We start from the raw sequence: 21,376 nt of genomic DNA on the forward strand, positions 1-21,376 counted from the left end.
GTGCGTAGAGACTAGCCCCGGGTCCGCGGGGTGATGCCCGTCCTGCGGAAAGCGGTGGTGGCCAGCTCCGTAACGTGTCTCCAGAGTAGGGACGCGGTCACACGGAGTGCATCTCCTTTTCCCGCGCCCGGAGTTGAGCGGCACACACGGACAACGGTGCCGCCCGAGCCCCTGTACCCCTCCGCCTGCGCGTCACACCTCCGGCGTCGCGCGCACCACGCCCGCCGCGACCGCCGCGCCCAGCGCCGCGTGATCGGCGGTGGTCTGGTCGGCGTAGGTGAACGCGAAGTCGGCGACGGCCCGTTCGAAGGTGTCGGCGCCGCCCAGGTAGGCGGCGATGGCGGCGCGGTCGCCGGAGCGGGCGTGGGCGCGGGCCAGGGCGGTGCCGCACAGACGGGCGTAGCCGAGGAGATCGGCCGGGCTCATGCCGGCGACGTCGGCGGAGCCCTTCATGTCGCGTAGTTGGCGCCAGTAGAAGGCACGGCCCTGCGGTCCGGTCATCCAGCCGAGGAAGATGTCACCGGCGGCCTGCAGCAGCCGCTGCCCGGCGACGACCCGGTGCCCGGGATGGACGTAGGGCCCGTTCGGCAGATGCTCTTCCAGTACGGACTTCCGCGCCTCCTTGATCTGGAGGAACAGCGGGTCGTCCTGGTCCCGGCCGGCGAGCAGCACGATGAAGCAGCGGGTGCCGACACTGCCCACGCCGACGACCTTGCGGGCGGCGTCCACGAACCGGTAGCGGTCGAGGAGGAGCCGGCGTTCCTCGGCGAGGGTGGAGCGGTAGTCGCTGAAGATCTTGCGCAGGGAGGCCATGTCGGAGGCGCCGGCCGGTTCCAGGAGCGGCGGGTCGTGGACGATACGGCGGCGTCCGTCGACGGTCTCGGTCAGCTTGCCGACGGCCTGCAGGCTGGTGCGGCGGCGGGCGCGGGTGAGGCTGGAGGCGACCGTGCGGCGCCGGCGCGCGGAGCGGACCAGGGGCAGCAGGCTCTCGGCGTCGATGTGCTCGTACCAGACGGTCAGTTCGCCCTCCCGGGCGAGCCGCCGCATGGTGGTGCGGTAGGCGGCGACGGACTCCACCACGGCCCGTCGCACTTTCGCCTCCGGGTGCCCGTTCTCCCGCCCGGCCACGGCGACGGAGGCCGCGAGCCGTTGCACGTCCCACTCGAAGGGGCCGGGGAACGTCTCGTCGAAGTCGTTGAGGTCGAAGAGCAGGGTGCGTTCCGGGGAGGCGTACAGCCCGAAGTTCAACAGGTGGGCGTCGCCGCACAGTTGCACGGTCAGCCCGGTGTGCGGCCGGGACGCGAGATCGCCGGCCATCACGGCGGCGGACCCGCGCAGGAAGGCGAACGGCGAGGCGGACATCCGCCCGTACCGGATCGGCAGCAGCTCGGGCAGCCGGTCGCGGCCCTGTCGCTCCAGTACGGCGACGGGGTCGGGCCGGTCGACGGGCGGGATCCAGTGGGCGTGCGCGGAACGGGAGACGCGCTTACGGGCGGCCCGGCCGCGTTCGGCACGGCCGGCGGGCGTGGTCATGGCGGCCAGCCCTGCATGCCGAACCTGCCCATCGCGGCTCCTTCGTCTGCGGTCGTCTCCACTGCGGGCCTTGATGGCAGTCAAGGCGGGCGTGGGGCGGTGCGCATGCCGGGTACGGCGATGGAGTGAGAGAAGGTGATATCCGGGTGAACGGGAGGTGGCGGGACGGGCGGCCGTCGGGGGTCGTTGTCAGTGGCGCCCGGCAGGATGGGTGCGCCGGTCGGTGTTCGGGGTGGGTGGAGGCAGTGATGAGTGACGGGGTGCGGTACATCGGGCCGGTCGAGCGGCGGGCGCGGCTGGCGTCGCGACAGCGGCTCATCGGTCCGGCGCGGGCGTCTAGCCCCGAGGAGGTCGCGGCCTCCCTCGTCGCGCTGCACGGCTCGGACCCGGCGACGGTGTACCTGGCCCTGGGCGCGCGCCTCACGGACGCGACCCGAACCGTGCCGGCCACCGAGCGGGCGCTGTACGAGTCCCGCTCCATGGTCCGGATGCACGGCATGCGGCACACGGTGTTCGTCTTCCCCACGGATCTCACAGCCGTCGTGCACGCCTCGACCGGCCTCGCGGTGGCCGCGCGCGAACGGGCCTCGCTGCTCAAGGACATGGCGAAGGCGGGGGCACCGGACGCGGCCTGGCTGAAGGAGGTCGAGGAGTCGATGCTGTCCGCGCTGGCGCTGCGCGGCCAGGCGACGGCGACCGAACTGGCCGAGGACGAGCCGAGGTTGAGGGAGCGGTTCGTGTACGCGGCCGGCAAGAGCTACGAGGGCGTGCACACGGTCTCGACCCGCCTGTTGCGGGTGCTGGGCGTGGAGGGCAAGGTCGTCCGGGGCCGGCCGCTCGGTTCCTGGACGTCCAGCCAGTTCCGCTGGGCGGTCGCTCCCGAACACCCCGAACTCGACCTGGCCGAGGCCCAGTCGACCCTTCTGGCCCACTGGCTCAGGGCCTGCGGCCCGGCCACGGAGGCGGACCTCAAGTGGTGGACGGGCTGGAAGGTGACCGACGTACGCCGTGCGCTGGCGGCGATCGGAGCGCGGCAGGTGTCCCTGGACGAGGGCCCGGCATACGTGGTGGCCGACGACGTCGACCCGGTCGCGGACCCGGCGGAACCCTGGGCGGCGCTCCTCCCCGCCCTCGACCCCACGGCGATGGGCTGGCAGCAGCGGGACTGGTACCTCGCCCCCGAACTGCGCCCCCACCTCTTCGACTACAGCGGCAACGTGGGACCCACGGTGTGGTGGAACGGCCAGGTGGTGGGCGCCTGGGCCCAACGCCCGGACGGCGAGATCACATGGCGGGTGCTGGCCCCGGGCGGGGTGGGCCGAGAGGCGGAGACGGCGATCGGAGTGGCGGCGGAACGGTTGCGGGGGTGGGTGGGCGAGACGAGGGTGACACCCCGTTTCCGCACACCGGTGGAGAAGGAGTTGGCGAGCTAGGGGGTCTTGCGGGGTGGGGGCGCCCTTCTAAGCGCCGGTCGGCGTGTTCGTCTTTCAGCCCGTCCGGCGTTTGAGGACGAGGCCGTTCAGGCCGACAGCGGGGGCCTGGGGGCGGCAGCCCCCAGATCCGACGGCAACGCAAGCGCGGGGTGCCGAAAAAGACACGTCACCCCGCGCAAACGCTCACCGCGTGTACCGCATCAACGCCCGCACCATGTGACACGTCGTGTCCGACGGCGGATGCACGCCGATCACCTCCGCGGTGCTCCGAATCGTCTCGTTGCGCGCCTGGTTGGGCATGTAGACACCCGAGTCGAGCAGCGCGATCGCGAGCCGCATCGCCTTGAGACGACGGTTGTGCGAGACGTACCACTCGCGCGGGCGCCCCGGCGGCAACGGGCGCTTCTCCACCGGGTCGTACGGCAGGTCGAGCAGGACGGGGCGCTTTGCAGTGGACTGCATGGGCAGGGGCTTCGACTTCAGGGCGGCAGCGGGCACAGGCATCCTCCTGTCGCGTCAGGGCGTCCACCGGGGACCATGACACCCCCGGCGATTCCCTCGAACACTGCTTCCAGTTTACTACCCGCCACTGACATCCACACTGCCGCCGCAGCCCGCCAACCTCCCAGGTCAGCAAGGTAATTGTCGGCACGTTACGCCAGGTCCGCGAGGCGTGCATGAGGCGGTTGAGAATTCGAACAAACCGCTGCTCCCCTGCTCCCGTACCGTGAACCCATGGAGATCTGGATCAACCCCGCCTGCTCGAAGTGCCGCAGTGCGCTGAACCTGCTGGATGCCGAGGGCGCCGACTACACCGTCCGCCGCTATCTGGAGGACGTGCCGGGCGAGGACGAGATCAGGGACGTACTCGCGCGCCTCGGTCTCGAACCGTGGGACATCACCCGCACCCAGGAGCCGACGGCCAAGGAGCTCGGGCTCAAGGAGTGGGCGCGGGACGACAGTTCGCGGGAGCGGTGGATCAAGGCGCTGGCCACGCACCCGAAGTTGATCCAGCGTCCGATCATCACGGCGGACGACGGAACGGCCCTGGTCGCACGTACCGAGGAGGCCGTGCGGGAGGCCCTGTCCCGCTGACGCCGGCGGCCCCTCCGCGACTCCCCTGTGACGTACGTTACATCGGTGACTCCTGTCACCGATGAGTAACTCCTGTTCGGTATCTCGTAAGTAGCGACGAACCACCCCCTAGCTCTTCAGGAGTCGCGGATGTCGCGCAGGAGAACTCTCGGCACGAAGAAGAAGATCGCGCTACTGGTCACCGCAGCGGCGGTGGCAGGAGGCGGTGCCTTCGCAATGGCGACGACGTCGAACGCCTCGCAGAGCCCCAAGACCTTGTCGTCCGCGGCGGATTCGACCGTCTGCCTGGGGCTGGCCACGGCCCTCGGCAACAACCAGACGTTCATCGACGGCCAGCGGACGAATCCCGACGCGCAGTCCGAGGCGCGGATCGCCAACCGCGAAGCGGTCATCGCGCAGATCAAGGTCCAGCAGGAAGCGTCCGGTTGCACCGTTGGGGAGTCGGCTCAGGGCTCCCAGACGTCGCAGCCGCCCGCGCAGGGTGGACAGCAGGACGACGCGGCGGCTCAGCCTTCGGAGCCCGCGGCGAGCACTCCGCCCGCGGACGACGCGGCCGGTGACGACGCCGCCGCCGGTACCGGACAGCAGGTCTGCAACGGCTCGACCGTGACCCTGTCCGGCGAGGCCGGCGCGCCCGCCGCCTCCAGCAACCAGTTCCCGGCGGGAACCACGCTGCGGGTCACCAACCTGGACAACAACAAGTCCACGACGGTGAAGGTGACTTCGGTCTCCGGCAGCTGTGCCCTGTTGAACAACGCGGCCTTCGAGCAGGTCCGCGAACCCGGCAAGTTCTTGATCCGACGCGCGCTGATCGAGAAGGTGGGGTGAAGCTCAACGAGATAGGAACTCCGTGAGGCGGCGGCCGAGTTCGGCCGGTGCGGACTGCGGCAGCGCATGGTGCGAGACATCCGGAAGCACGACCGTCTCCACCCGCGGCAGCAGCGCACCCGCCCTCGCCGCCACCCGGTACGTGTCATGTGTCCTGCTGTTCCCGGCCAGGAGCAGCAGGACCGGCATGTCCAGGCCGCGCAGCGCGTCCGGCGCGGGGCGCGGGCCGGTCACCGGCTTCGACACGGAGGGGAAGCCGGCGGCCGCCTCCTGAAGGCGGAGCCAGTCGGGGTCGAGGCGCACTCCCCCGCACTCCCACTCCAGGAAGCCCCGGACCCGGCCGCCCGTCGGCCGCAGCAGCATCGGCAGGGCGTGCAGCAGGTACGACGCCCGGAAGCCGGCGAAGCAGCCGGTCGGATCCAGCAGACACAGGTTGCGCACGCGTGCGGGTGCGTGCAGCGCGTAGTGGAGCGCGATCCAGCCGCCGTACGAGTGGCCGACCAGGTCCGGCCGTCCCCGCCCTTCGATGCCGAGACCCTCGACCACCGCGTCCAGCCAGTCGGTGAGGTCCGCGACCGTACGGGGATGTCGGTCGGCGGCGAGGGTGCCGCGCCCCGGGGCGCCGACCAGGTCGACGGCGTACACGCGACGGGTGGCGGCCAGCTCGGCGGCCTGGGCGTACCAGGACGCCGAGGTCGCTCCCCCGCCGCCCGGCAGCAGCACGAGCGGCGGGCCGTCGTGCGGGCCGCACGCGTTGACGTACGCCGTGCCGAAGGGCGTGGGGACGGTGATCGCCTCCCGCGGGGCCGGCCACTTGGCCATGACCTTGTCGTACGCGGCGAGGAATCCGTCGGTGTCATGAGTGCCGCGGGTGTCGTCCGTGTCCTTCATTCCGTTCACGTCTCCCCTATTATCTCGTCGAGCGAGATACTCGGTCAACGAGATGATAACCGGAGGCGAGCCCGTGCAGAAGCAGCCGCAGCCCAAGGGGCCGGAGTTGGAGATCGTCCATCTGCTGCGTGCCGTGACCGTCGAACTCGGCCTGCACAGCGCCCGGTTCGCGAACCGCAACGGCATGCACCCCACGGACGTACGCGCCTTGATCGCTCTCATGGACGCCTCGCGGGCGGGTGAGGAGATGACGGCCGGGCGGCTGGGTTTGGCCCTCGGTCTCAACTCGGCTGGGACCACAGGGCTGTTGGACCGGCTGGAGCGCCTCGGACACGTGCGGCGGGTGCGGGGCGAGAAAGATCGACGCAAGGTCGTGATCGAGGTGGACGCGGCGGCGGTCGAGCTCGGGTGGGCCTTCTTCGGGCCGTTGATCGGGCGGACGGTGGAGCTGCTCCAGGGGTACGACGAGCGGGAGCGGGCCGCGATCCGGGGGTTCCTGGAAGGGGTGCGGGAAGCCGCGGGCGAGGACGCCTGAAGCGGACGTCCGCGCCCAACCCCATCGCATACGAGCCGTCGTACCCCCTCCGCTCTGCGACTGCGAACGGCCGGTCCCGGCCCCGTGGCCGCCCGTGCCGCGTGAAGCGTGCCACAGAACGCCCAGGTAACACGGGGTTCACAGTCGGGCAATGATCGGGAAATCGCCTGTTGACAGGCTGCCGGGCATCGAACGCGGCGTCCCGGTGCCGCAGCGCCGCAGCACCCGCAAGCGCGTAGACACATCCCCGAAGGAAGTGGCCCGTGACCTTCAAGGCTGAGTACATCTGGATCGACGGCACCCAGCCGACGGCGAAGCTCCGCTCCAAGACGAAGATCCTGGCGGACGACGCCAAGGGCGCCGAGCTGGGCATCTGGGGCTTCGACGGCTCGTCGACCAACCAGGCCGAGGGCCACGCGTCGGACCGTGTCCTCAAGCCGGTCTTCACCTGCCCGGACCCGATCCGCGGCGGCGACGACGTCCTCGTCCTGTGCGAGGTCCTCAACATCGACTTCACGCCGCACGAGTCGAACACCCGGGCCGCGCTGACCGAGGTGGCCGAGAAGTTCGCCGCGCAGGAGCCGATCTTCGGCATCGAGCAGGAGTACACGTTCTTCAAGGACGGCTACCCGCTCGGCTTCCCCAAGGGCGGCTTCCCGGCCCCGCAGGGCGGCTACTACTGCGGTGTCGGCGCCGACGAGATCTTCGGCCGTGACATCGTCGAGGCCCACCTGGACAACTGCCTCAAGGCCGGCCTCGCGATCTCCGGCATCAACGCCGAGGTCATGCCCGGCCAGTGGGAGTTCCAGGTCGGCCCGGTCTCCCCGCTGGAGGTCTCCGACCACCTGTGGATCGCCCGCTGGCTGCTCTACCGCACCGCCGAGGACTTCGGCGTCTCCGCGACCCTCGACCCGAAGCCGGTGAAGGGCGACTGGAACGGCGCCGGCGCGCACACCAACTTCTCCACCAAGGCGATGCGCGAGGGCTACGACGCGATCATCACCGCCGCCGAGTCGCTGGGCGAGGGCTCCAAGCCGCTCGACCACGTCAAGAACTACGGCGCCGGCATCGACGACCGCCTGACCGGCCTGCACGAGACCGCCCCGTGGAACGAGTACTCCTACGGCGTCTCCAACCGCGGTGCCTCGGTCCGTATCCCGTGGCAGGTCGAGAAGGACGGCAAGGGCTACATCGAGGACCGCCGCCCGAACGCCAACGTCGACCCGTACCTGGTGACGCGGCTGATCGTCGACACCTGCTGCTCGGCGCTGGAGAAGGCCGGCCAGGTCTGATGTCCGTCTCCTCGCTCTGAGGTCCGTCTCCTCGCAAGGGGCGTCCACCGTTCGCGGTGGGCGCCCCTTCTTGGCGATCGGGAATGTCCAAGCTGTGAGAGGAGACTCCTCGTGACGGCCGGTGTCTGCTTCAATGTGGGTATGGCCAGCTTCCAGAAGTACACCGCGACGGGTCGCCACGACCTGGAGCCCTTCTGGCCTTCCCGTCAGCACGACGACTTCGACCGGGTGTGTTGCCGCGCTACGAACGCGCCGGCCCTCTAAAGCCGTACCACCCGGCCTTCGGCCCGCGCGCCACGACGTACGTCCTTCCCGACGACCTCCTCGCGCGAAAGAGCTGACCTCTCATGGCGACCACTCATTCCCTGCCCTCCCTCCCCGTCACCTCCCCCGCCCGGCCCCATCTGCGCGCCGTGGACCGGGACGAGGTGATCGACGTCGCGGAGTTCCTGCCGCCGGGTGCCACCTGGCTGCCCGCACCCGCGCACACCCTGCCCACCCTGCCGGGGCAGCCGCCGATGGTCGGCTACCTCGTCCTCATCCCAGCCGACGGCCCGCACCTCGCCGCCCGCCCGGGCCTCGCCGAGGCCCCCGCGCTCCCCGAGGCGCCGGACGCCGCCGACCCGCTCGTCCGCATCGACCCCGTGCAGCGCACGGCCGCGGTGGACGGGGTCGAACTGGACCTGACGTACCTGGAGTTCGAGCTGCTCGCCCACCTCGTGGCGTTCCCGAACCGCGTCCACACCCGCGACCAGCTGGTCACCACGGTGTGGGGGTACGGCCATGTCGGGGACGGCCGCACGGTCGACGTGCACATCGCCCGGCTGCGCCGCAAGCTGGGCGCCGAGCACCGCAGGGCGATCCAGACCGTGCGCCGGGTCGGCTACAAGTACACGCCGCCGACCGGTCGTTGAGTCATCGAGCCGCTGAGCCGTTGATCTGCTGACGGCAGAGCACCGTTCCGTCCCGCGGGCGAACCGGGCAGAGTCACCGGTATGAGACTTCTGGTGCTGGGTGGTACGGAGTTCGTGGGACGGGCCGTCGTCGAGGCGGCCCTCGGGCGCGGCTGGGACGTGACCGTCCTCAACCGGGGACGGCAGGTACCCACGGCCGGGGTGCGGTCACTGCGAGGTGACCGCACCGCCCCCGACGGGCTCGCCGCCCTCACGGAGGGCACGTGGGACGCCGTCGTCGACACCTGGTCGTCGGCGCCACGGGCGGTGCACGACGCGGCACAGCTGCTGCGGGGCCGCGTCGGCCGGTACGTCTACGTGTCGAGCTGCTCCGTGTACGACTGGGCCCCGCCCGCCGGGTACGGCGAGGACGCGCCGCTGGTCGAGGGCGCCGAGCCCGACGCGGACGCCACGGAGTACGCCCGCGACAAGCGGGGCGGCGAGCTGGCCGCCGTCGAGGCCTTCGGCGCGGACCACTCCGTGCTCGTCCGGGCCGGGCTGATCCTCGGCCCGTACGAGAACGTCGGACGGCTGCCGTGGTGGCTCGGCCGGATCGCCCGCGGCGGCCCGGTGCTGGCGCCGGGGCCACGGGAGCTGCCGCTCCAGTACGTCGATGCCCGCGACCTCGCCGATTGGTGCCTGGGCGCGGTGGAGCAGGGGCTGAGCGGGCCGTACAACCTGATCAGCGCGCCGGGGCACACGACCATGGGCGAGCTGCTGGAGGCGTGCGTCCAGGCCACCGGAGGTCCCGCCGAGCTGCGCTGGACCACGCCGGAGGTGATCCTCGACGCCGGCGTCGAGCCGTGGACGCAGCTGCCGGTCTGGGTGCCGCTGGGGTCCGACATGCACGACGCGCTGCACAGCGCGGACGTGTCGCGGGCGCTGGCGACGGGGCTCTCGTGCCGGCCGGTCGGCGAGACCGTGGCCGACACCTGGGCGTGGCTGCGGTCGATCGGCGGGACGGTGCCCGTGCGGCCGGGCCGTACGCCCCCGGGGCTGGACCCGGAGGAGGAGGCGAAGGTGCTGGGACTGTCCGCTTCCTGAGTCACGCGCCGGTCCCTGAGCCGGTCCCCAGACGAAAAAGACGGGGGTGGGGCTGGCACCACCCCCCTCCGGGTGGTTCGGCCCCGTGACCGGGGGCGTGGCGCTCGGCGAGACTGGCGGCATGGAGACCAAGAGCGGGAACAGCAGGGCGCGGTCGGTCGCGGTGGACGGGTTCAGGGCACTCGCGCTGGCCGTCGTGTCGCTGGCCGGCTCGCTCACGCTGTTCGTCCTGTCGTTCGTGTCGATCCTGCTCATCGTGCTGGGCGTCGGGATCGTCACGACCCCCTGGGTGCTGACCGGTGTGCGGGCCTTCGCGGACTGGCGGCGGGTGATGGCGGCCGAGTGGTGCGGGGTGCGGATCCCGCCGGCGTACCGGCCGCTCCCCGAGGGCGCGAACCCCTGGACGCGTACCTTCGCGATGCTCCGCGATCCGGCGACCTGGCGGGACCTGCAATGGCTGGTGGTGGACATGACCGCGGGGTTCGTGACCGCGCTGCTGCCTGCGGTGCTGCTGCTGTACCCCTTCGAGGGCTTCGCGCTGGCGTTCGGGCTGTGGCGGGTCTTCACCGACGGTACGCACGTCGGCTGGTGGTACGGGTTCGTGCCGGTCAGCGGACAGGCCTCCGCGCTGCTCGCGGGGCTGCTGGGCGCGGTCCTGCTGGTCGGCGCCTGGTTCCTCACCCCGGTCCTGCTGCGCTTCCACTTCCTGCTGACGCGCTCCGTGCTCGCCTCCGGACAGGGTGAACTCGCCGAGCGGGTAAGGGTGTTGACCGAGACGCGACGGGACGCCGTCGACACCTCCGCCGCCGAACTGCGCCGGATCGAGCGCGACCTGCACGACGGCGCGCAGGCCCGGCTGGTCGCCATGGGCATGGATCTCGGCACCATCGAGGCGCTGATCGAGAAGAACCCGGCGAAGGCACGGCAGTTGCTCGCGCAGGCCCGGCAGAACTCCGTGGACACCCTCGCCGAACTGCGCGACCTGGTGCACGGCATCCACCCGCCGGTCCTTGCCGAGCGCGGACTGGGCGACGCCGTACGGGCGTTGGCGCTGCGGCTGCCGGTGCCGACGGACGTCACCGTGGAGTTGGCCGGGCGGGCGGACGCGCCGGTGGAGTCGGCGGCGTACTTCGCGGTGAGCGAGATCCTCACCAACACGGTCAAGCACGCGGACGCCGAGCGCGTCTGGGTCGACCTGCACCACACCGACGGCATGCTGCGGATCACGGTCACCGACAACGGAAAGGGCGGCGCGGCGGTCGGCGCCGGCTCCGGACTGACCGGGGTCGAGCGGCGGCTGGGTACATTCGACGGCGTCCTGGCCGTCAGCTCTCCCGCGGGCGGTCCCACCATGGTGACCATGGAGATCCCTTGCGTGTTGTCCTAGCCGAAGACCTGTTCCTGCTGCGCGACGGTCTGGTCCGCATGCTGGAGGCGTACGACTTCGAGATCGCGGCGGCCGTCGAGACCGGCCCCGAGCTGGAGCGGGCGCTGGCCGAGCTGGCGCCGGACGTGGCCGTGGTCGACGTACGGCTGCCGCCCACGCACACCGACGAGGGGCTGCAGTGCGCGCTGCGGGCCCGCCGGGACAGACCGGGGCTGCCGGTCCTGGTGCTGTCGCAGCACGTGGAGCAGCTGTACGCGCGGGAGCTGCTGGCCGACGGGACCGGCGGGGTCGGCTATCTGCTCAAGGACCGGGTGTTCGACGCGGAGCAGTTCATCGAAGCGGTACGGCGGGTGGCGGCGGGCGGCACGGCGATGGACCCACAGGTGATCCAGCAGCTGCTGTCCCGGCGGGCCGCCGACGACCGGCCGCTGGGGCGGCTGACACCGCGCGAGGTGGAGGTCCTCGAGCTGATGGCGCAGGGCCGGTCCAACGCGGCGATCGCAGGTCAACTGGTCGTGACGGAGCGGGCGATCGCCAAACACACGTCCAACATCTTCGCCAAGCTGGATCTCGAGGTCTCGGACGACGACAACCGGCGCGTACTGGCCGTACTGGCCTATCTCGACCACGGCCGCTGACCACTTCGGGTGAGGTCGCGGCAACTCCTCGTAGGGTCGCGGGAGTTGAAACCCGAGTTTCCCATCAACCTCTCATTAATTTGTGAGAGCGCTGAACACCTCGGAGGCCCCTTGCGTATCAAAGGGCGCCGCTTCACTCCTGTCGGGCGCCTTGATGCCCCGCCAAGCCCGCAAGGAAGTCAGAGGAGTTCCATGGGACGCAACAATCGCAAACGCCGTACGCCGCTGGCCACCAAGGCCATAGCCGCATCGGCGGCCCTAGCGCTCGGTGGGGGCGGGCTGATCTGGGCGAACTTCTACGCCTCGGCGCACGAGTCGAACAACTCCGGCCAGAACCAGACCAAGGCCGCCAACGCCTCGTCCGTGGCCACGATCTCCTGCCCGGACGTCGGCCAGAAGCTGACGAACGTGCCGCAGGCCGCACGCAACGGCGTGGCGAAGGAGCTGGCGCTCCTCGACAAGCAGATCACCGAGGCCTACGCCCGGCTCGCTTCCACCCGGCAGGCGCAGGCAGGCGACGCGAACTTCGTGCAGAACGCGATCGTCGGCCCCCTGAAGGAGAAGCGGACCGCGACCCTCAACCGGATCCGGATCGACATCCAGCGGGTGGGCGGCCAGGTCGACGCGGCCGGGCTGAGCGCGCTCGCCGCCTGCACGACGCAGACCGCCAACCAGACCACCGCCGGTGGTGGCCGCGGCAACAACAACGGCCAGAACAACAACGGTCAGAACAACGGTGGCCAGAACAACAACGGCGGCCAGAACAACGGCGGCCAGGCCACGGCAGCGCCGAGTGCCAGTGCGAGCGCCCCGGCGAACATCGGCGGCCAGGCCGGCAACGGTCCGGTGGCCGCGGACTTCGTGGACATCACGAAGGTCGCGAACAACGTCCTGGCGAAGCCGCAGCAGCAGCGCGCGGGCTCCACCGGTACGTTCACCGCCAAGTGCGGTGTGAACGCGAACAAGAACCACAACACCGACAACGTGATCGTGGCGCCCGGTGTGGCCAACGGCGCGCACCACCTGCACGACTACGTCGGCAACCAGAAGGTCAACGCCTTCTCGACCAACGACTCGATGGCGGCGGCGCCGACCTCCTGCCAGAACCAGAGCGACCTCTCGTCGTACTACTGGCCGGTCGTCCGTATCCAGGACGGTACGCAGGACTTCGACCAGAACGCGGACGGCGGTGGCAAGGAAGGCAACGTCGGCAAGATCCTGACCCCGGTCCAGGCCGAGATCAAGTACGTCGGCAGCCCGGCCAGCAAGGTCACCGCGATGCCGCAGTTCCTGCGCATCATCACCGGTGACGCCAAGACCACGACCAACGGTCTGGCCAACGCCAACGCGCACTGGAGCTGCACCGGCTTCGAGAACAAGGTGCAGCTGACGGAGCAGTACCCGATCTGCCCGCGGGGCAGCAACGTGGTGCGTCTCTTCGCCTTCCAGAGCTGCTGGGACGGCACGAACATCGACAGCGCCAACCACCGTACGCACGTGGCCTTCGCCGACAAGGCGAGCGGTGTCTGCCCGCCCGGATTCAAGGCGATCCCGCAGCTGACGATGAAGCTGGTCTACAAGATCAACCCGCCGGTCGTGCAGAACGGCCAGGTGAAGAACGCCTACGCGGTCGACGGCTTCCCGGAGCAGCTCCACAAGGCCGCCACCGACCACGACGACTTCATCGCGGTCTACAAGAACAACCTGGCGAACAAGATCGCCAACTGCATCAACCGCGGGCAGAAGTGCTAGTGGCGAAGTGACACCGGGAAACCGGTGACCGGTAACAGGTGAAGAAGCGGGCGGTGGGAGATTCTCCCACCGCCCGCTTCGCCGTTGTGTCCTGGTGTGCGCCGAGCCGTTCAGCTGGTGTGCTTGCTGTGGTCGGTACCGATCTCCTCCTCGCCGCCCAGCGTGCCCTGCAGCGTCTTGACCACCTTGTCCTCGCCGACGGCCACCCACTTGCGGCCGACGAGGTAGAAACCGCCGTAGTCCTTGGCGTTGTTGATCCACTCGCGCTGGCCGCGGTCGGTGGCGAAGGTGGCGAAGACGAACTTGCCGGCGGAGGTCTTGCAGATCGCCTGCCGGACCTCGTCGGAGTCGATCTGCATGTCCGGGGTGCACTTCGCCTTGGCGGCCAGGCTCTCCAGGCTGCCGGTGGCGGTGACCGGCACCTTGGCCGTCGCATTGCTGTCGCCGGATCCACAGCCCGCCAGCGCCAGGGCGGCCGCGGCGCCCGCCACGGCGAGCATCGGTCGGGTCAACCTCATCTGTTCCTCCGGTCGCTCTGCTGGCCCAGGGGCCCGTCCCCTTCGATACGGCTGTGAGGCGCGGTGCGCTCAAATCCAGTGTCGTCGTGGGTACGCCTGTGCGAACGTATGCCCCGTGAACCAAGACTGGGAAGATCGTGTGACCGCCGCCTGGGCAGGCTTCGACGACTACGCCGAGGAGGAGGCCGCCGATTTCCGGGCCGTGATCGACGCCCTCGCCGCCGAGCTGCCGGACGGCAGCCCGCTTGGCCCCTTCGAGCGGGCCTGCGCCTGGGACTCCACGGGCCACTCGGACCAGGCGGTGCCACTGTACCGGGAGGCCCTGGCCCGCGGTCTGAGCGAGGCCAGCCAGTACAAGGGCCGGCGCGCCAAGATCCAACTCTCCAGTTCGCTGCGGAACATCGGGCAGGCGGAGGAGGGCGTCAAACTGCTGACCCCCGAACTGGACGCGCCCTCCGACGAGTTGGACGATGCCGTACGGGGCTGTCTCGCGCTGTGCCTGTCCAGCCTCGGCCGCGACCGCGAGGGCCTCTCGCTGGTCCTGGGCGCGCTGGCCCCCCATCTGCCGCGCTACCAGCGGTCGATGGCGAACTACGCGCGGGCCCTGGTCGAACCGGAGGCGTAGCGGCCGTCGTCCGACTCGGCCCCTGGTCACCCGGGCGGCGGTGACCAACCCACGATTCGCTCGTTTTGCTGAACGTGCAGCCACAGGATGTCGCCCCGCGCCCCGCAGCCTCCTCCGCCGACCCGGTCGTCGACGTCGAGCAGGCCGAGGCCGCGCTCGTCGAGCACTACCCGCGCCTGGTCCGGCTCGCCTATCTGGTGCTGCCGCCGAGCCTGGGCCGCAACCGGCGCGTGGTGACCGCGCACTCCCTCGCCCAGCGCGCGCTGCCCCGGGGCCGGGCGTCGGCCGCCGCGGTGATCCCGGCCCAGTCCAAGGGCCGGGACGGCGATCCCGGGTACGCCTTCGTCCGCCTCCAGGTGCTGCGCACGGCGCTGGAGGCCGGGCGGCCGCTGCGGTTCACGGCGCTGCCCAAGCGGTCCCAGCTGCCGCCGCTGCTCCCCCAGGTGTGGGGCCTGCGGCTGTTCCCGCGCTCGGGCGGCGCCGACGAGCTCACCCTGGACCAGCGGCTGTCCGCCCTGTCCGGACCGGCCCGCGCCGCCTACGTGCTGCGCGGCCTGGAGCGCCTGCCCGACGGTGACGTCACCAAGGTCCTGTCCGCCGCCGGGGTCGCCGACCCCGCGGCCGCCCTGCACGAGGCCGACGAGGTGCCGGCGCAGTACGCGCTGCTCGGCTCGCCCGAGTTCGACCCCTGCGCGCTGCACGCCCGGCCCACCGACCTGATGCGCCGCCGCCAGCACGGCAAGGCCGCCCTGGCCGCTGCCGCGGCGCTCGCCGTGTGCGGGGCGCTGCTCGGCCTGCCCGGCGACGGCTGGGCCCCCGACGGCGCCGCCGCGCCCGTGTACGCGCAGAACCCGGCCGCCGAGGCCGCCCTCGACCCGGCCAAGCTCACCAGGGTCGCGCCGACCGCCTGGGAGTCCGCCGCGCGCACCGACTTCTCCGTCTGGCCCGCCCGCGGCGACCTCGCCGGCGACAAGGCACTCCTGCGCCGCGCCCTCGCCGTCTGGGCCCGCCCCGGCGAGAGCGTCCAGGTCTCCGCGACCCCGGGCACCCCGTCCGGCGGCCCGGCAGGACCGGCCCAGCTGCTGTACGCGGGAACCGTGGACAGCGCGCACGTGGTGATCCTCTACGACGGTCTGCGCATCGCCCGCTACGCGGAGCCGGCCGACGGCACCAAGGGCGCCGCCCTCGACTTCGCGCGCGTGGACGGCGCCGACCGCACCGAGGCGAGCGCGCTGGTGCTGGGCCGCGCCGACGGCAACGTGCGCTATCTGACGGCGCCCTGGGTGACGAAGGCCGTCGAGCGCGACCTGATGAAGCCGAACGCGGGCGCGATGGACCTCGACCTGGCCAAGGGCATCACGGCCCCGATGGCCGGCCCGGCCCAGCAGACCGGCGCCTGCACCTCGTGGAACGTGCTCCAGCTGACCGACGCCACCGGCACCCGGCTGCTGACCGACCTCGGCGAGCTGATCCCGGCCCACCTCACCACCGGCCGCCCCGGCTCGACCAAGGAGGCCTCCGGCGCCGAGGCGCTGCGCACCTGGGCGCCGTACGCCTGCTCGCTGGGCGCGGTGCGCTCGGCGGGGGTGCGCAGCGTCAACGCCTGGGCCTACGCCGACCAGTCGCTGCCCGACGCGAGCGGGACCGCTCACTGGGTGTGCACGCGCGCGGAGACCTGGCGGGGCGGCGGCACGCGCGTGCTGGCGCAGTTCCAGACACCGGGCGGGGCGTACGGGGCGGTCGCGGCGAAGGCCGAGAACGTGGCGGCATGCGGGCCGAAGGACCCGAACGTGCTGGCCGGGGTGCTCTGGAAGTCGGAGGCGGGCGGCTGGTACCTGCTCGCGGCCGGCAGCCGGGGCACTTCGTCGATCAGCGCGACGGGCGGCATCCAGGCCACCGCCCAGGGCGGGCAGCTGGCGGCCAGGACCCAGCAGGGGGCGCAGGCCGAGCTCAAGGGGACCCTGGCGGACGGGCGGACGATCAGCGGGCTGCGGTAGGAGGCCGCCGAGGGGCTGCCGGAGGGCCGGTCGGCAGCCCTAGCTGACACTCGCGTCAACAAGTCCTCGCACAAGGGTTCCTCTGGGACTTACTCGTCAGTACATTGACGCCATGTCTAACACGCCGCTCAAGGCCCGGAACGTGTCGTTCTCCTGGGAGGACACGCCCCTGCACTGGGTGCCGGGCGATCCCTACACCACGCACACCATCAACGTGCTGCATCTGCTGCTGCCGGCCGGTGAGCGGTGGTTCGTGCATGTGTACAAGCAGGTGCTGCCCTACATCCGGGACGAGCGGCTGCGCGAGGACGTCATCGGGTTCATCGGGCAGGAGGCGATGCACTCGCAGGCGCACGACGAGGTGCTGCCCCATCTGCGGGAGCAGGGGCTCGATCCGACGCCGTACACCGCGCAGGTCGACTGGCTCTTCGAGAAGATGCTGGGCGACCGGACGCTGCCGCCGGGCCGGGCCCGCAAGTGGTGGCTGCTCGAGCGGGTCGCGATCATCGCGGCGATAGAGCACTACACCGCGTTCCTCGGCGACTGGGTGCTGAACGCCGAGGAGTTGGACCGGCGCGGCGCCGACCCGACCATGCTGGACCTGCTGCGCTGGCACGGCGCGGAGGAGGTCGAGCACCGGTCCGTCGCCTTCGACCTGTTCATGCACGTCGACGGGGACTACCGGCGCCGGGCCCGGACCTGGGCCACGGCGTTCGGGGCGCTGGTGTTCCTGTGGCAGCGCGGGATCCGCTTCTTCATGGCGAACGACCCGACCCTCGTCGACGGCAGGGCCTCCTTCAAGGAGTTCTACCGGTGCGGCAGGCGCGGCACCCTGCCCGCGACCGGGGACGTGCTGCGATCCGTGCCGCGCTATCTCAGCCGCGCCTACCATCCCTCCCAGGAGGGCTCCACCGAGCAGGCGCTCGCCTATCTGGCCTCCTCCCCCGCGGCCACGGCGGCCGAGAAGAGGGCCGTGTGATGCCGAAGCCGCTCGGTGTCGTGGTCGTCGCGGGGACCGCCCTGCTCGTGCGGCGGGCGATGCGCCGCCGGATCCAGGCCTCGCCGTTGTGGCCGATGCCCGCGCTGGAGCGGCCGGTCTCCGGGCAGCCGCGCTCGCGGGTGCTCAGGCTGCTGGTCGCCGGGCACGAGACGGTGGCCGACGGGGTCGTACAACTGCGCCTTGAGGGACGGGACTTGCCGCGGTGGGAGCCGGGCGCGCATCTCGATCTGGTGCTGCCGTCGGGGCTGGTACGGCAGTACTCGCTGTGCGGTGATCCGGCGGACACCTCGTCGTACACGGTCGCCACCCGGCTGGTCGAGGACGGGCGGGGCGGTTCGCGCGAGGTGCACGAACAGGTCCGGGAAGGCATGGAGTTGGAGGTGCGGGGGCCGCGGAACCGCTTCCCGCTCGTCGACGCCCCGGCCCATGTCTTCGTGGCCGGCGGCATCGGGATCACGCCCGTGCTGCCGATGCTGCGGGCGCTCGGGGACGGTACCGAGTGGCGGTTGCTGTACTGCGGGCGGACGCGCGCCTCGATGCCGTTCCTGGCCGAGATCGAGAAGCTGGGCGGGGGCGGCCGGGTCACCGTCGTCGCCGAGGACGAGGCCGGACTGCCGGATCTGGACGGGCTGTTGGCGGATGTCCCCGAGGACGCGGCCGTCTACTGCTGCGGTCCCGAGGGGCTGATGGCAGCCGTGGCCGAGCGGATCCCGCGGGTCCACCTGGAGCGCTTCGCGCCCCGCGTCTCAAGCGACGGCAACAGCGAGTTCGAGGTCGAACTCCGGCGCAGCGGACGGACGTTGACCGTTCCCGCCGACTCGACCGTGCTGGCCGCCGTGCGCGCCGAGCTGCCCGACACGGCGTACTCCTGCGCCCAGGGATTCTGCGGAACCTGTCAACAGCGGGTGCTGGAAGGGGAGGTGGACCATCGGGACGAGTTGCTGACGGACGCGGAGCGGGCCGACTCGATGCTCATCTGCGTGTCGCGTGCGCGAAGTGATCGTCTCGTGTTGGATATGTGAGCACGCCCGGCCGGACCGGCCCGTTCCCGGCTGGATCCGATCGGTAAGGTGTTCGCATGACTACCGGGGTACGCCGCAGAATGGGAGTCGAGGAGCGGCGGCAGCAGTTGATCGGCGTCGCCCTCGAACTGTTCAGCCAACGCTCGCCCGACGATGTGTCCATCGACGAGATAGCGTCGGCCGCGGGCATCTCGCGCCCGCTCGTCTATCACTACTTCCCCGGCAAACTCAGCCTGTACGAGGCCGCGTTGAAGCGGGCCTCGGAGGATCTGGCGGCCCGTTTCGCCGAACCGCAGGAGGGTCCGCTCGGCAACCGGCTGCTGCGGGTGATGCGCCGCTTCTTCGACTTCGTGGACGACCACGGGCCGGGTTTCTCGGCGTTGATGCGCGGCGGTCCGGCGGTCGGTTCGTCGGCGACGAACGCGCTCGTCGACTCCGTACGGCAGTCCGCGTACGAGCAGATCCTGTCGCATCTGGGCGTCGAGGAGCCGCCCGCGCGGCTGGAACTGGTCGTCCGCTCCTGGATCTCGCTCGCCGAGTCGACCGCGCTGATCTGGCTGGACGGCCGGCGCATTCCGCGCGGTGAGCTGGAGGCGCAGCTCGTGCACGACTTCGCGGCGCTGGCCGCGGTGAGCGCGGCCTACGACGAGGAAATGGCCGGGCTGGTACGCGAGATGGCGCTGGGCGAGCCGGCCGACAGCCCCTTCACGGAGCTGGCCACCCGGCTCATCGCCCTTGCCTCCTGAACCGGCTCAGCGCTCGAACTTGCGGTAGGACGCGTCGAGTTCGCGTACCTCGGCGGAGGCGTGCAGCACGAACCCGTCGTCCTCGATGTACTTGCGCAGCAGTTCGAGGACGGCTTCCGTCAGCTTCGCCTTGGTCTCGTCGGTGCGCCCGGCGAGCAGGCCGATGGTGACGTGGATGACCGCGTGCCCGGCGTCCAGCGGGTCCTCGTAGCCGAACGCGGTGACGGTGCTCTCCCGGAACTGCGTCTTGCACGCCTCGGGCTTGGCGGCCGCGATCTCGACCGTCGCGGTGTGCAGGTCGCGGGCGAATCCCTCCTGGTCGAAGAAGAGGGCGGCCGAGTGGTCGACGGTGATCTGCGGCATGGGTACTCCCCGTTCTAAGGTGTCGGACCCACCTTATTTCGTCAGGCGCAGGGCGAGCATGGCGATGTCGTCATCGCGGTCGTGGCCGAAGGAGGCCAGCAGGGTGTCGCAGAGGGCGTCCAGGCCGGGCAGGGCGCCGGTGGCGGCGGCCCGCAGCTGCTCCATCGAGACCTCGAGGTCGACGCCCCGGGTCTCGATCAGCCCGTCGGTGACCATGAGGAGCCGGTCGCCGCGCTCCAGGAACAGCTCGGTGGGCGTCGGATGGGGCAGGCCCAGGCCGAGGAGCGGCCCTGAGGCCTTGGCGTACTCGGCGCTGCCGCTGTCCCGCAGGATCAGCGGCGGGATGTGCCCTGCGTTGGCGATCCGGATCCGCCCGGTGCCGGGGTCGAGCTGGACCAGGCAGACGGTGGTCGTGAGTTCGGGGTGGTAGCGGCGCAGCATCCGGTCCAGGCGCTCGGCGAGCACGCCCGGGTCGCTCTCCTCGACGCAGTAGGCGCGCAGCGCGTGCCGTATCTCGACCATGACGGTGGCCGCGTCCAGCGAGTGCCCGACGACGTCGCCGACCGCGGCGAGCACACCGTCGTCCAGGCGCAGCGCGGCGTAGAAGTCGCCGCCGATCTCGGTCTCCCGGGAGGCGGGCACGTACCGCACGGAGACGTCGACGCCCGGCAGGTCGGGCAGCTTGTGCGGGCGGGGCAGGAAGCTGTGCTGGAGGGTGAGGGCGACATGCCGCTCGACCTGGTACATGAGCAGCGGTTCGGCGGCCAGCGCGGTGGCCTGCGCGAGCTGCGCCAGCAGAGCCTCGCCCTCGGGGCCGAGGCGGCGCATCCCGCGCGCGGGGGCGGCCAGGCAGACCGGGGCCCGGCCGTCCTGGGTGAGGACCAGTGCGATCCGGGCGTCGTGCTGCACACCTGGCCGGAAGAAGCCGGTGGGCCACAGCGGCGCGGGCACGGTGGTCAGTTGGAGTTCTGACTGGCCCCGGGTGAGCCGGCGCAGCAGCGTGGCCACGGCCCGGTGGGCGCCCTCGTCCGGCAGCGCGACGGCGGTGCGGTCCCGCGACAGGCCGCGGTAGAGCCGGTCGTCCTGGTCGAGGACGAAGACGGCGGCCGGGGTGCCGGTCAGCCGGGCCGCGCCGTCGGCCGCCGCGTCGGCGAGTTCCTGCGGGGTACGCGCCGACTGGATGGCGACGATCGTCTCCGACTGGAGCGTCAGCCGCCGCACCAGCGCCTGGTTGTCGGCCCGCAGCCGGGCGGAGCGCACGGCGGCCCGGACCACCGCCTCGATCTCCTCGGGCTCGGCGGGCACCGTCAGATACGCCTCGTCGCCGGTGTCGAGGCCCTGGCAGCGGACGGCCGGGGCCACGAGCGCGGCCGAGAAGTGCACGACGGGAATGCCCGCGGTGTACGGCTGCTCCTTGAAACGGCGGCACAGCTCGAAGCCGCTCATGTCCGGCAGGCCCACGTCCACCAGGGCCACATCGGGCAGGGTGCCCTTGCGCTGCCGTTCCGCCAGTTCGTCGAGGGCCTCGCCGCCGCTGGCCACCGCGACGACCCGATGACCGGCCCGGCTCAGCACCGAGCCCATGGCATACCGGCTGGCGGCCACATCGTCCACGACCATGACCGTCGTACCTGTCGGCTTCTCGTCGACGTCCATCTGCCCCGCCCTGGACCCTCACCGTGGGGCAGACCCGGGTTCGAGGTCTGCCCCACCAAGGTAATGCC

The 21,376-nt window shown here is 71.4% G+C and carries 21 protein-coding genes; 15 read left to right on the forward strand and 6 right to left on the reverse strand.

Features of this window, described 5'->3' with window-relative positions; genetic code table 11:
* Positions 1-192: 192 nt before the first annotated feature.
* Positions 193-1,533 carry a DUF2252 domain-containing protein gene (locus tag ACWD5F_RS11120; RefSeq protein ID WP_451253237.1) on the reverse strand — a complete coding sequence of 447 codons (1,341 nt, stop codon included), beginning with the start codon at positions 1,531-1,533 and terminating at the stop codon, positions 193-195.
* A gap of 248 nt (positions 1,534-1,781) precedes the next feature.
* On the opposite strand from ACWD5F_RS11120, the gene ACWD5F_RS11125 reads away from it, so the two are divergent.
* The gene (locus ACWD5F_RS11125; RefSeq protein ID WP_451253238.1) at positions 1,782-2,966 is read left to right on the forward strand and encodes a winged helix DNA-binding domain-containing protein; all 1,185 of its coding nucleotides are present in this window, start codon (positions 1,782-1,784) and stop codon (positions 2,964-2,966) included.
* A 183-nt stretch (positions 2,967-3,149) separates the two neighbouring features.
* Here ACWD5F_RS11125 and ACWD5F_RS11130 read toward each other — a convergent pair whose 3' ends face one another.
* Entirely contained in the window at positions 3,150-3,464 is a 315-nt protein-coding gene (locus tag ACWD5F_RS11130; RefSeq protein ID WP_451253240.1) for a hypothetical protein, read from the reverse strand.
* Positions 3,465-3,701: 237 nt separating this feature from the next.
* Between ACWD5F_RS11130 and ACWD5F_RS11135 the strand changes: the two genes are divergently transcribed.
* Both ACWD5F_RS11135 and ACWD5F_RS11140 read left to right on the forward strand, forming a co-directional pair.
* Complete coding sequence (locus tag ACWD5F_RS11135) at positions 3,702-4,061, forward strand: arsenate reductase family protein (protein ID WP_451253242.1); 360 nt, start codon at positions 3,702-3,704, stop codon at positions 4,059-4,061.
* A 129-nt stretch (positions 4,062-4,190) separates the two neighbouring features.
* Positions 4,191-4,889, forward strand: coding sequence for a hypothetical protein (locus ACWD5F_RS11140; protein WP_401728985.1), 699 nt, complete (start codon positions 4,191-4,193; stop codon positions 4,887-4,889).
* A gap of 3 nt (positions 4,890-4,892) precedes the next feature.
* Here the strand turns inward: ACWD5F_RS11140 and ACWD5F_RS11145 are convergent, their stop codons facing one another.
* Positions 4,893-5,780: an alpha/beta fold hydrolase gene (locus ACWD5F_RS11145; RefSeq protein WP_451253244.1), complete on the reverse strand. Its 888-nt coding sequence runs from the start codon at positions 5,778-5,780 to the stop codon at positions 4,893-4,895.
* 73 nt (positions 5,781-5,853) lie between these two features.
* Here ACWD5F_RS11145 and ACWD5F_RS11150 point away from each other — a divergent pair, with 73 nt between their 5' ends.
* From ACWD5F_RS11150 to ACWD5F_RS11180, 7 genes are all read left to right on the forward strand, one after another.
* A complete protein-coding gene (locus ACWD5F_RS11150) occupies positions 5,854-6,315 on the forward strand; it encodes a MarR family winged helix-turn-helix transcriptional regulator (RefSeq protein WP_451253246.1) in 462 nt (153 codons plus the stop codon).
* A gap of 263 nt (positions 6,316-6,578) precedes the next feature.
* Positions 6,579-7,607, forward strand: coding sequence for a glutamine synthetase (gene glnII, locus ACWD5F_RS11155; protein ID WP_401728981.1), 1,029 nt, complete (start codon positions 6,579-6,581; stop codon positions 7,605-7,607).
* 347 nt (positions 7,608-7,954) lie between these two features.
* Positions 7,955-8,521: a winged helix-turn-helix domain-containing protein gene (locus ACWD5F_RS11160; RefSeq protein ID WP_401728980.1), complete on the forward strand. Its 567-nt coding sequence runs from the start codon at positions 7,955-7,957 to the stop codon at positions 8,519-8,521.
* Positions 8,522-8,602: 81 nt separating this feature from the next.
* Positions 8,603-9,604: an SDR family oxidoreductase gene (locus ACWD5F_RS11165; RefSeq protein WP_451253249.1), complete on the forward strand. Its 1,002-nt coding sequence runs from the start codon at positions 8,603-8,605 to the stop codon at positions 9,602-9,604.
* 121 nt (positions 9,605-9,725) lie between these two features.
* A complete protein-coding gene (locus tag ACWD5F_RS11170; RefSeq protein ID WP_451253251.1) occupies positions 9,726-10,991 on the forward strand; it encodes a sensor histidine kinase in 1,266 nt (421 codons plus the stop codon).
* Positions 10,976-11,629, forward strand: a complete 654-nt coding sequence (locus ACWD5F_RS11175) for a LuxR C-terminal-related transcriptional regulator (protein ID WP_451253253.1) — start codon at positions 10,976-10,978, stop codon at positions 11,627-11,629. The genes ACWD5F_RS11170 and ACWD5F_RS11175 overlap by 16 nt, the downstream gene beginning before the upstream one ends.
* Positions 11,630-11,821: 192 nt before the next feature.
* Entirely contained in the window at positions 11,822-13,381 is a 1,560-nt protein-coding gene (locus tag ACWD5F_RS11180; protein WP_451253255.1) for a DUF1996 domain-containing protein, read from the forward strand.
* A gap of 110 nt (positions 13,382-13,491) precedes the next feature.
* Here the strand turns inward: ACWD5F_RS11180 and ACWD5F_RS11185 are convergent, their stop codons facing one another.
* Positions 13,492-13,899, reverse strand: coding sequence for a hypothetical protein (locus tag ACWD5F_RS11185; RefSeq protein WP_451253257.1), 408 nt, complete (start codon positions 13,897-13,899; stop codon positions 13,492-13,494).
* 115 nt (positions 13,900-14,014) lie between these two features.
* On the opposite strand from ACWD5F_RS11185, the gene ACWD5F_RS11190 reads away from it, so the two are divergent.
* The 5 genes from ACWD5F_RS11190 to ACWD5F_RS11210 all read left to right on the forward strand — a co-directional run bounded on the left by ACWD5F_RS11190 (position 14,015) and on the right by ACWD5F_RS11210 (position 19,289).
* Complete coding sequence (locus tag ACWD5F_RS11190; protein WP_451253259.1) at positions 14,015-14,524, forward strand: tetratricopeptide repeat protein; 510 nt, start codon at positions 14,015-14,017, stop codon at positions 14,522-14,524.
* 74 nt (positions 14,525-14,598) lie between these two features.
* Positions 14,599-16,521 carry a hypothetical protein gene (locus ACWD5F_RS11195; RefSeq protein ID WP_451253261.1) on the forward strand — a complete coding sequence of 641 codons (1,923 nt, stop codon included), beginning with the start codon at positions 14,599-14,601 and terminating at the stop codon, positions 16,519-16,521.
* Between the two features lie 112 nt (positions 16,522-16,633).
* The gene (locus ACWD5F_RS11200; protein ID WP_401728972.1) at positions 16,634-17,500 is read left to right on the forward strand and encodes a metal-dependent hydrolase; all 867 of its coding nucleotides are present in this window, start codon (positions 16,634-16,636) and stop codon (positions 17,498-17,500) included.
* The gene (locus ACWD5F_RS11205; protein WP_451253263.1) at positions 17,500-18,543 is read left to right on the forward strand and encodes a PDR/VanB family oxidoreductase; all 1,044 of its coding nucleotides are present in this window, start codon (positions 17,500-17,502) and stop codon (positions 18,541-18,543) included. Before ACWD5F_RS11200 ends, ACWD5F_RS11205 begins: the two co-directional genes overlap by 1 nt.
* Before the next feature lie 56 nt (positions 18,544-18,599).
* Positions 18,600-19,289 (forward strand): TetR/AcrR family transcriptional regulator, encoded by a 690-nt coding sequence (locus tag ACWD5F_RS11210; protein ID WP_451253265.1) that lies wholly within the window; start codon positions 18,600-18,602, stop codon positions 19,287-19,289.
* A gap of 6 nt (positions 19,290-19,295) precedes the next feature.
* On the opposite strand, the gene ACWD5F_RS11215 is transcribed toward ACWD5F_RS11210, so the two are convergent.
* Both ACWD5F_RS11215 and ACWD5F_RS11220 read right to left on the reverse strand, forming a co-directional pair.
* Positions 19,296-19,652 (reverse strand): 5-carboxymethyl-2-hydroxymuconate Delta-isomerase, encoded by a 357-nt coding sequence (locus ACWD5F_RS11215; protein WP_401728966.1) that lies wholly within the window; start codon positions 19,650-19,652, stop codon positions 19,296-19,298.
* Positions 19,653-19,685: 33 nt separating this feature from the next.
* On the reverse strand, positions 19,686-21,308 hold the full coding sequence (locus tag ACWD5F_RS11220) for a SpoIIE family protein phosphatase (RefSeq protein ID WP_451253267.1): 1,623 nt from the start codon (positions 21,306-21,308) through the stop codon (positions 19,686-19,688).
* Positions 21,309-21,376: the final 68 nt, after the last annotated feature.

This window comes from Streptomyces sp. NPDC002499 (assembly GCF_053595415.1).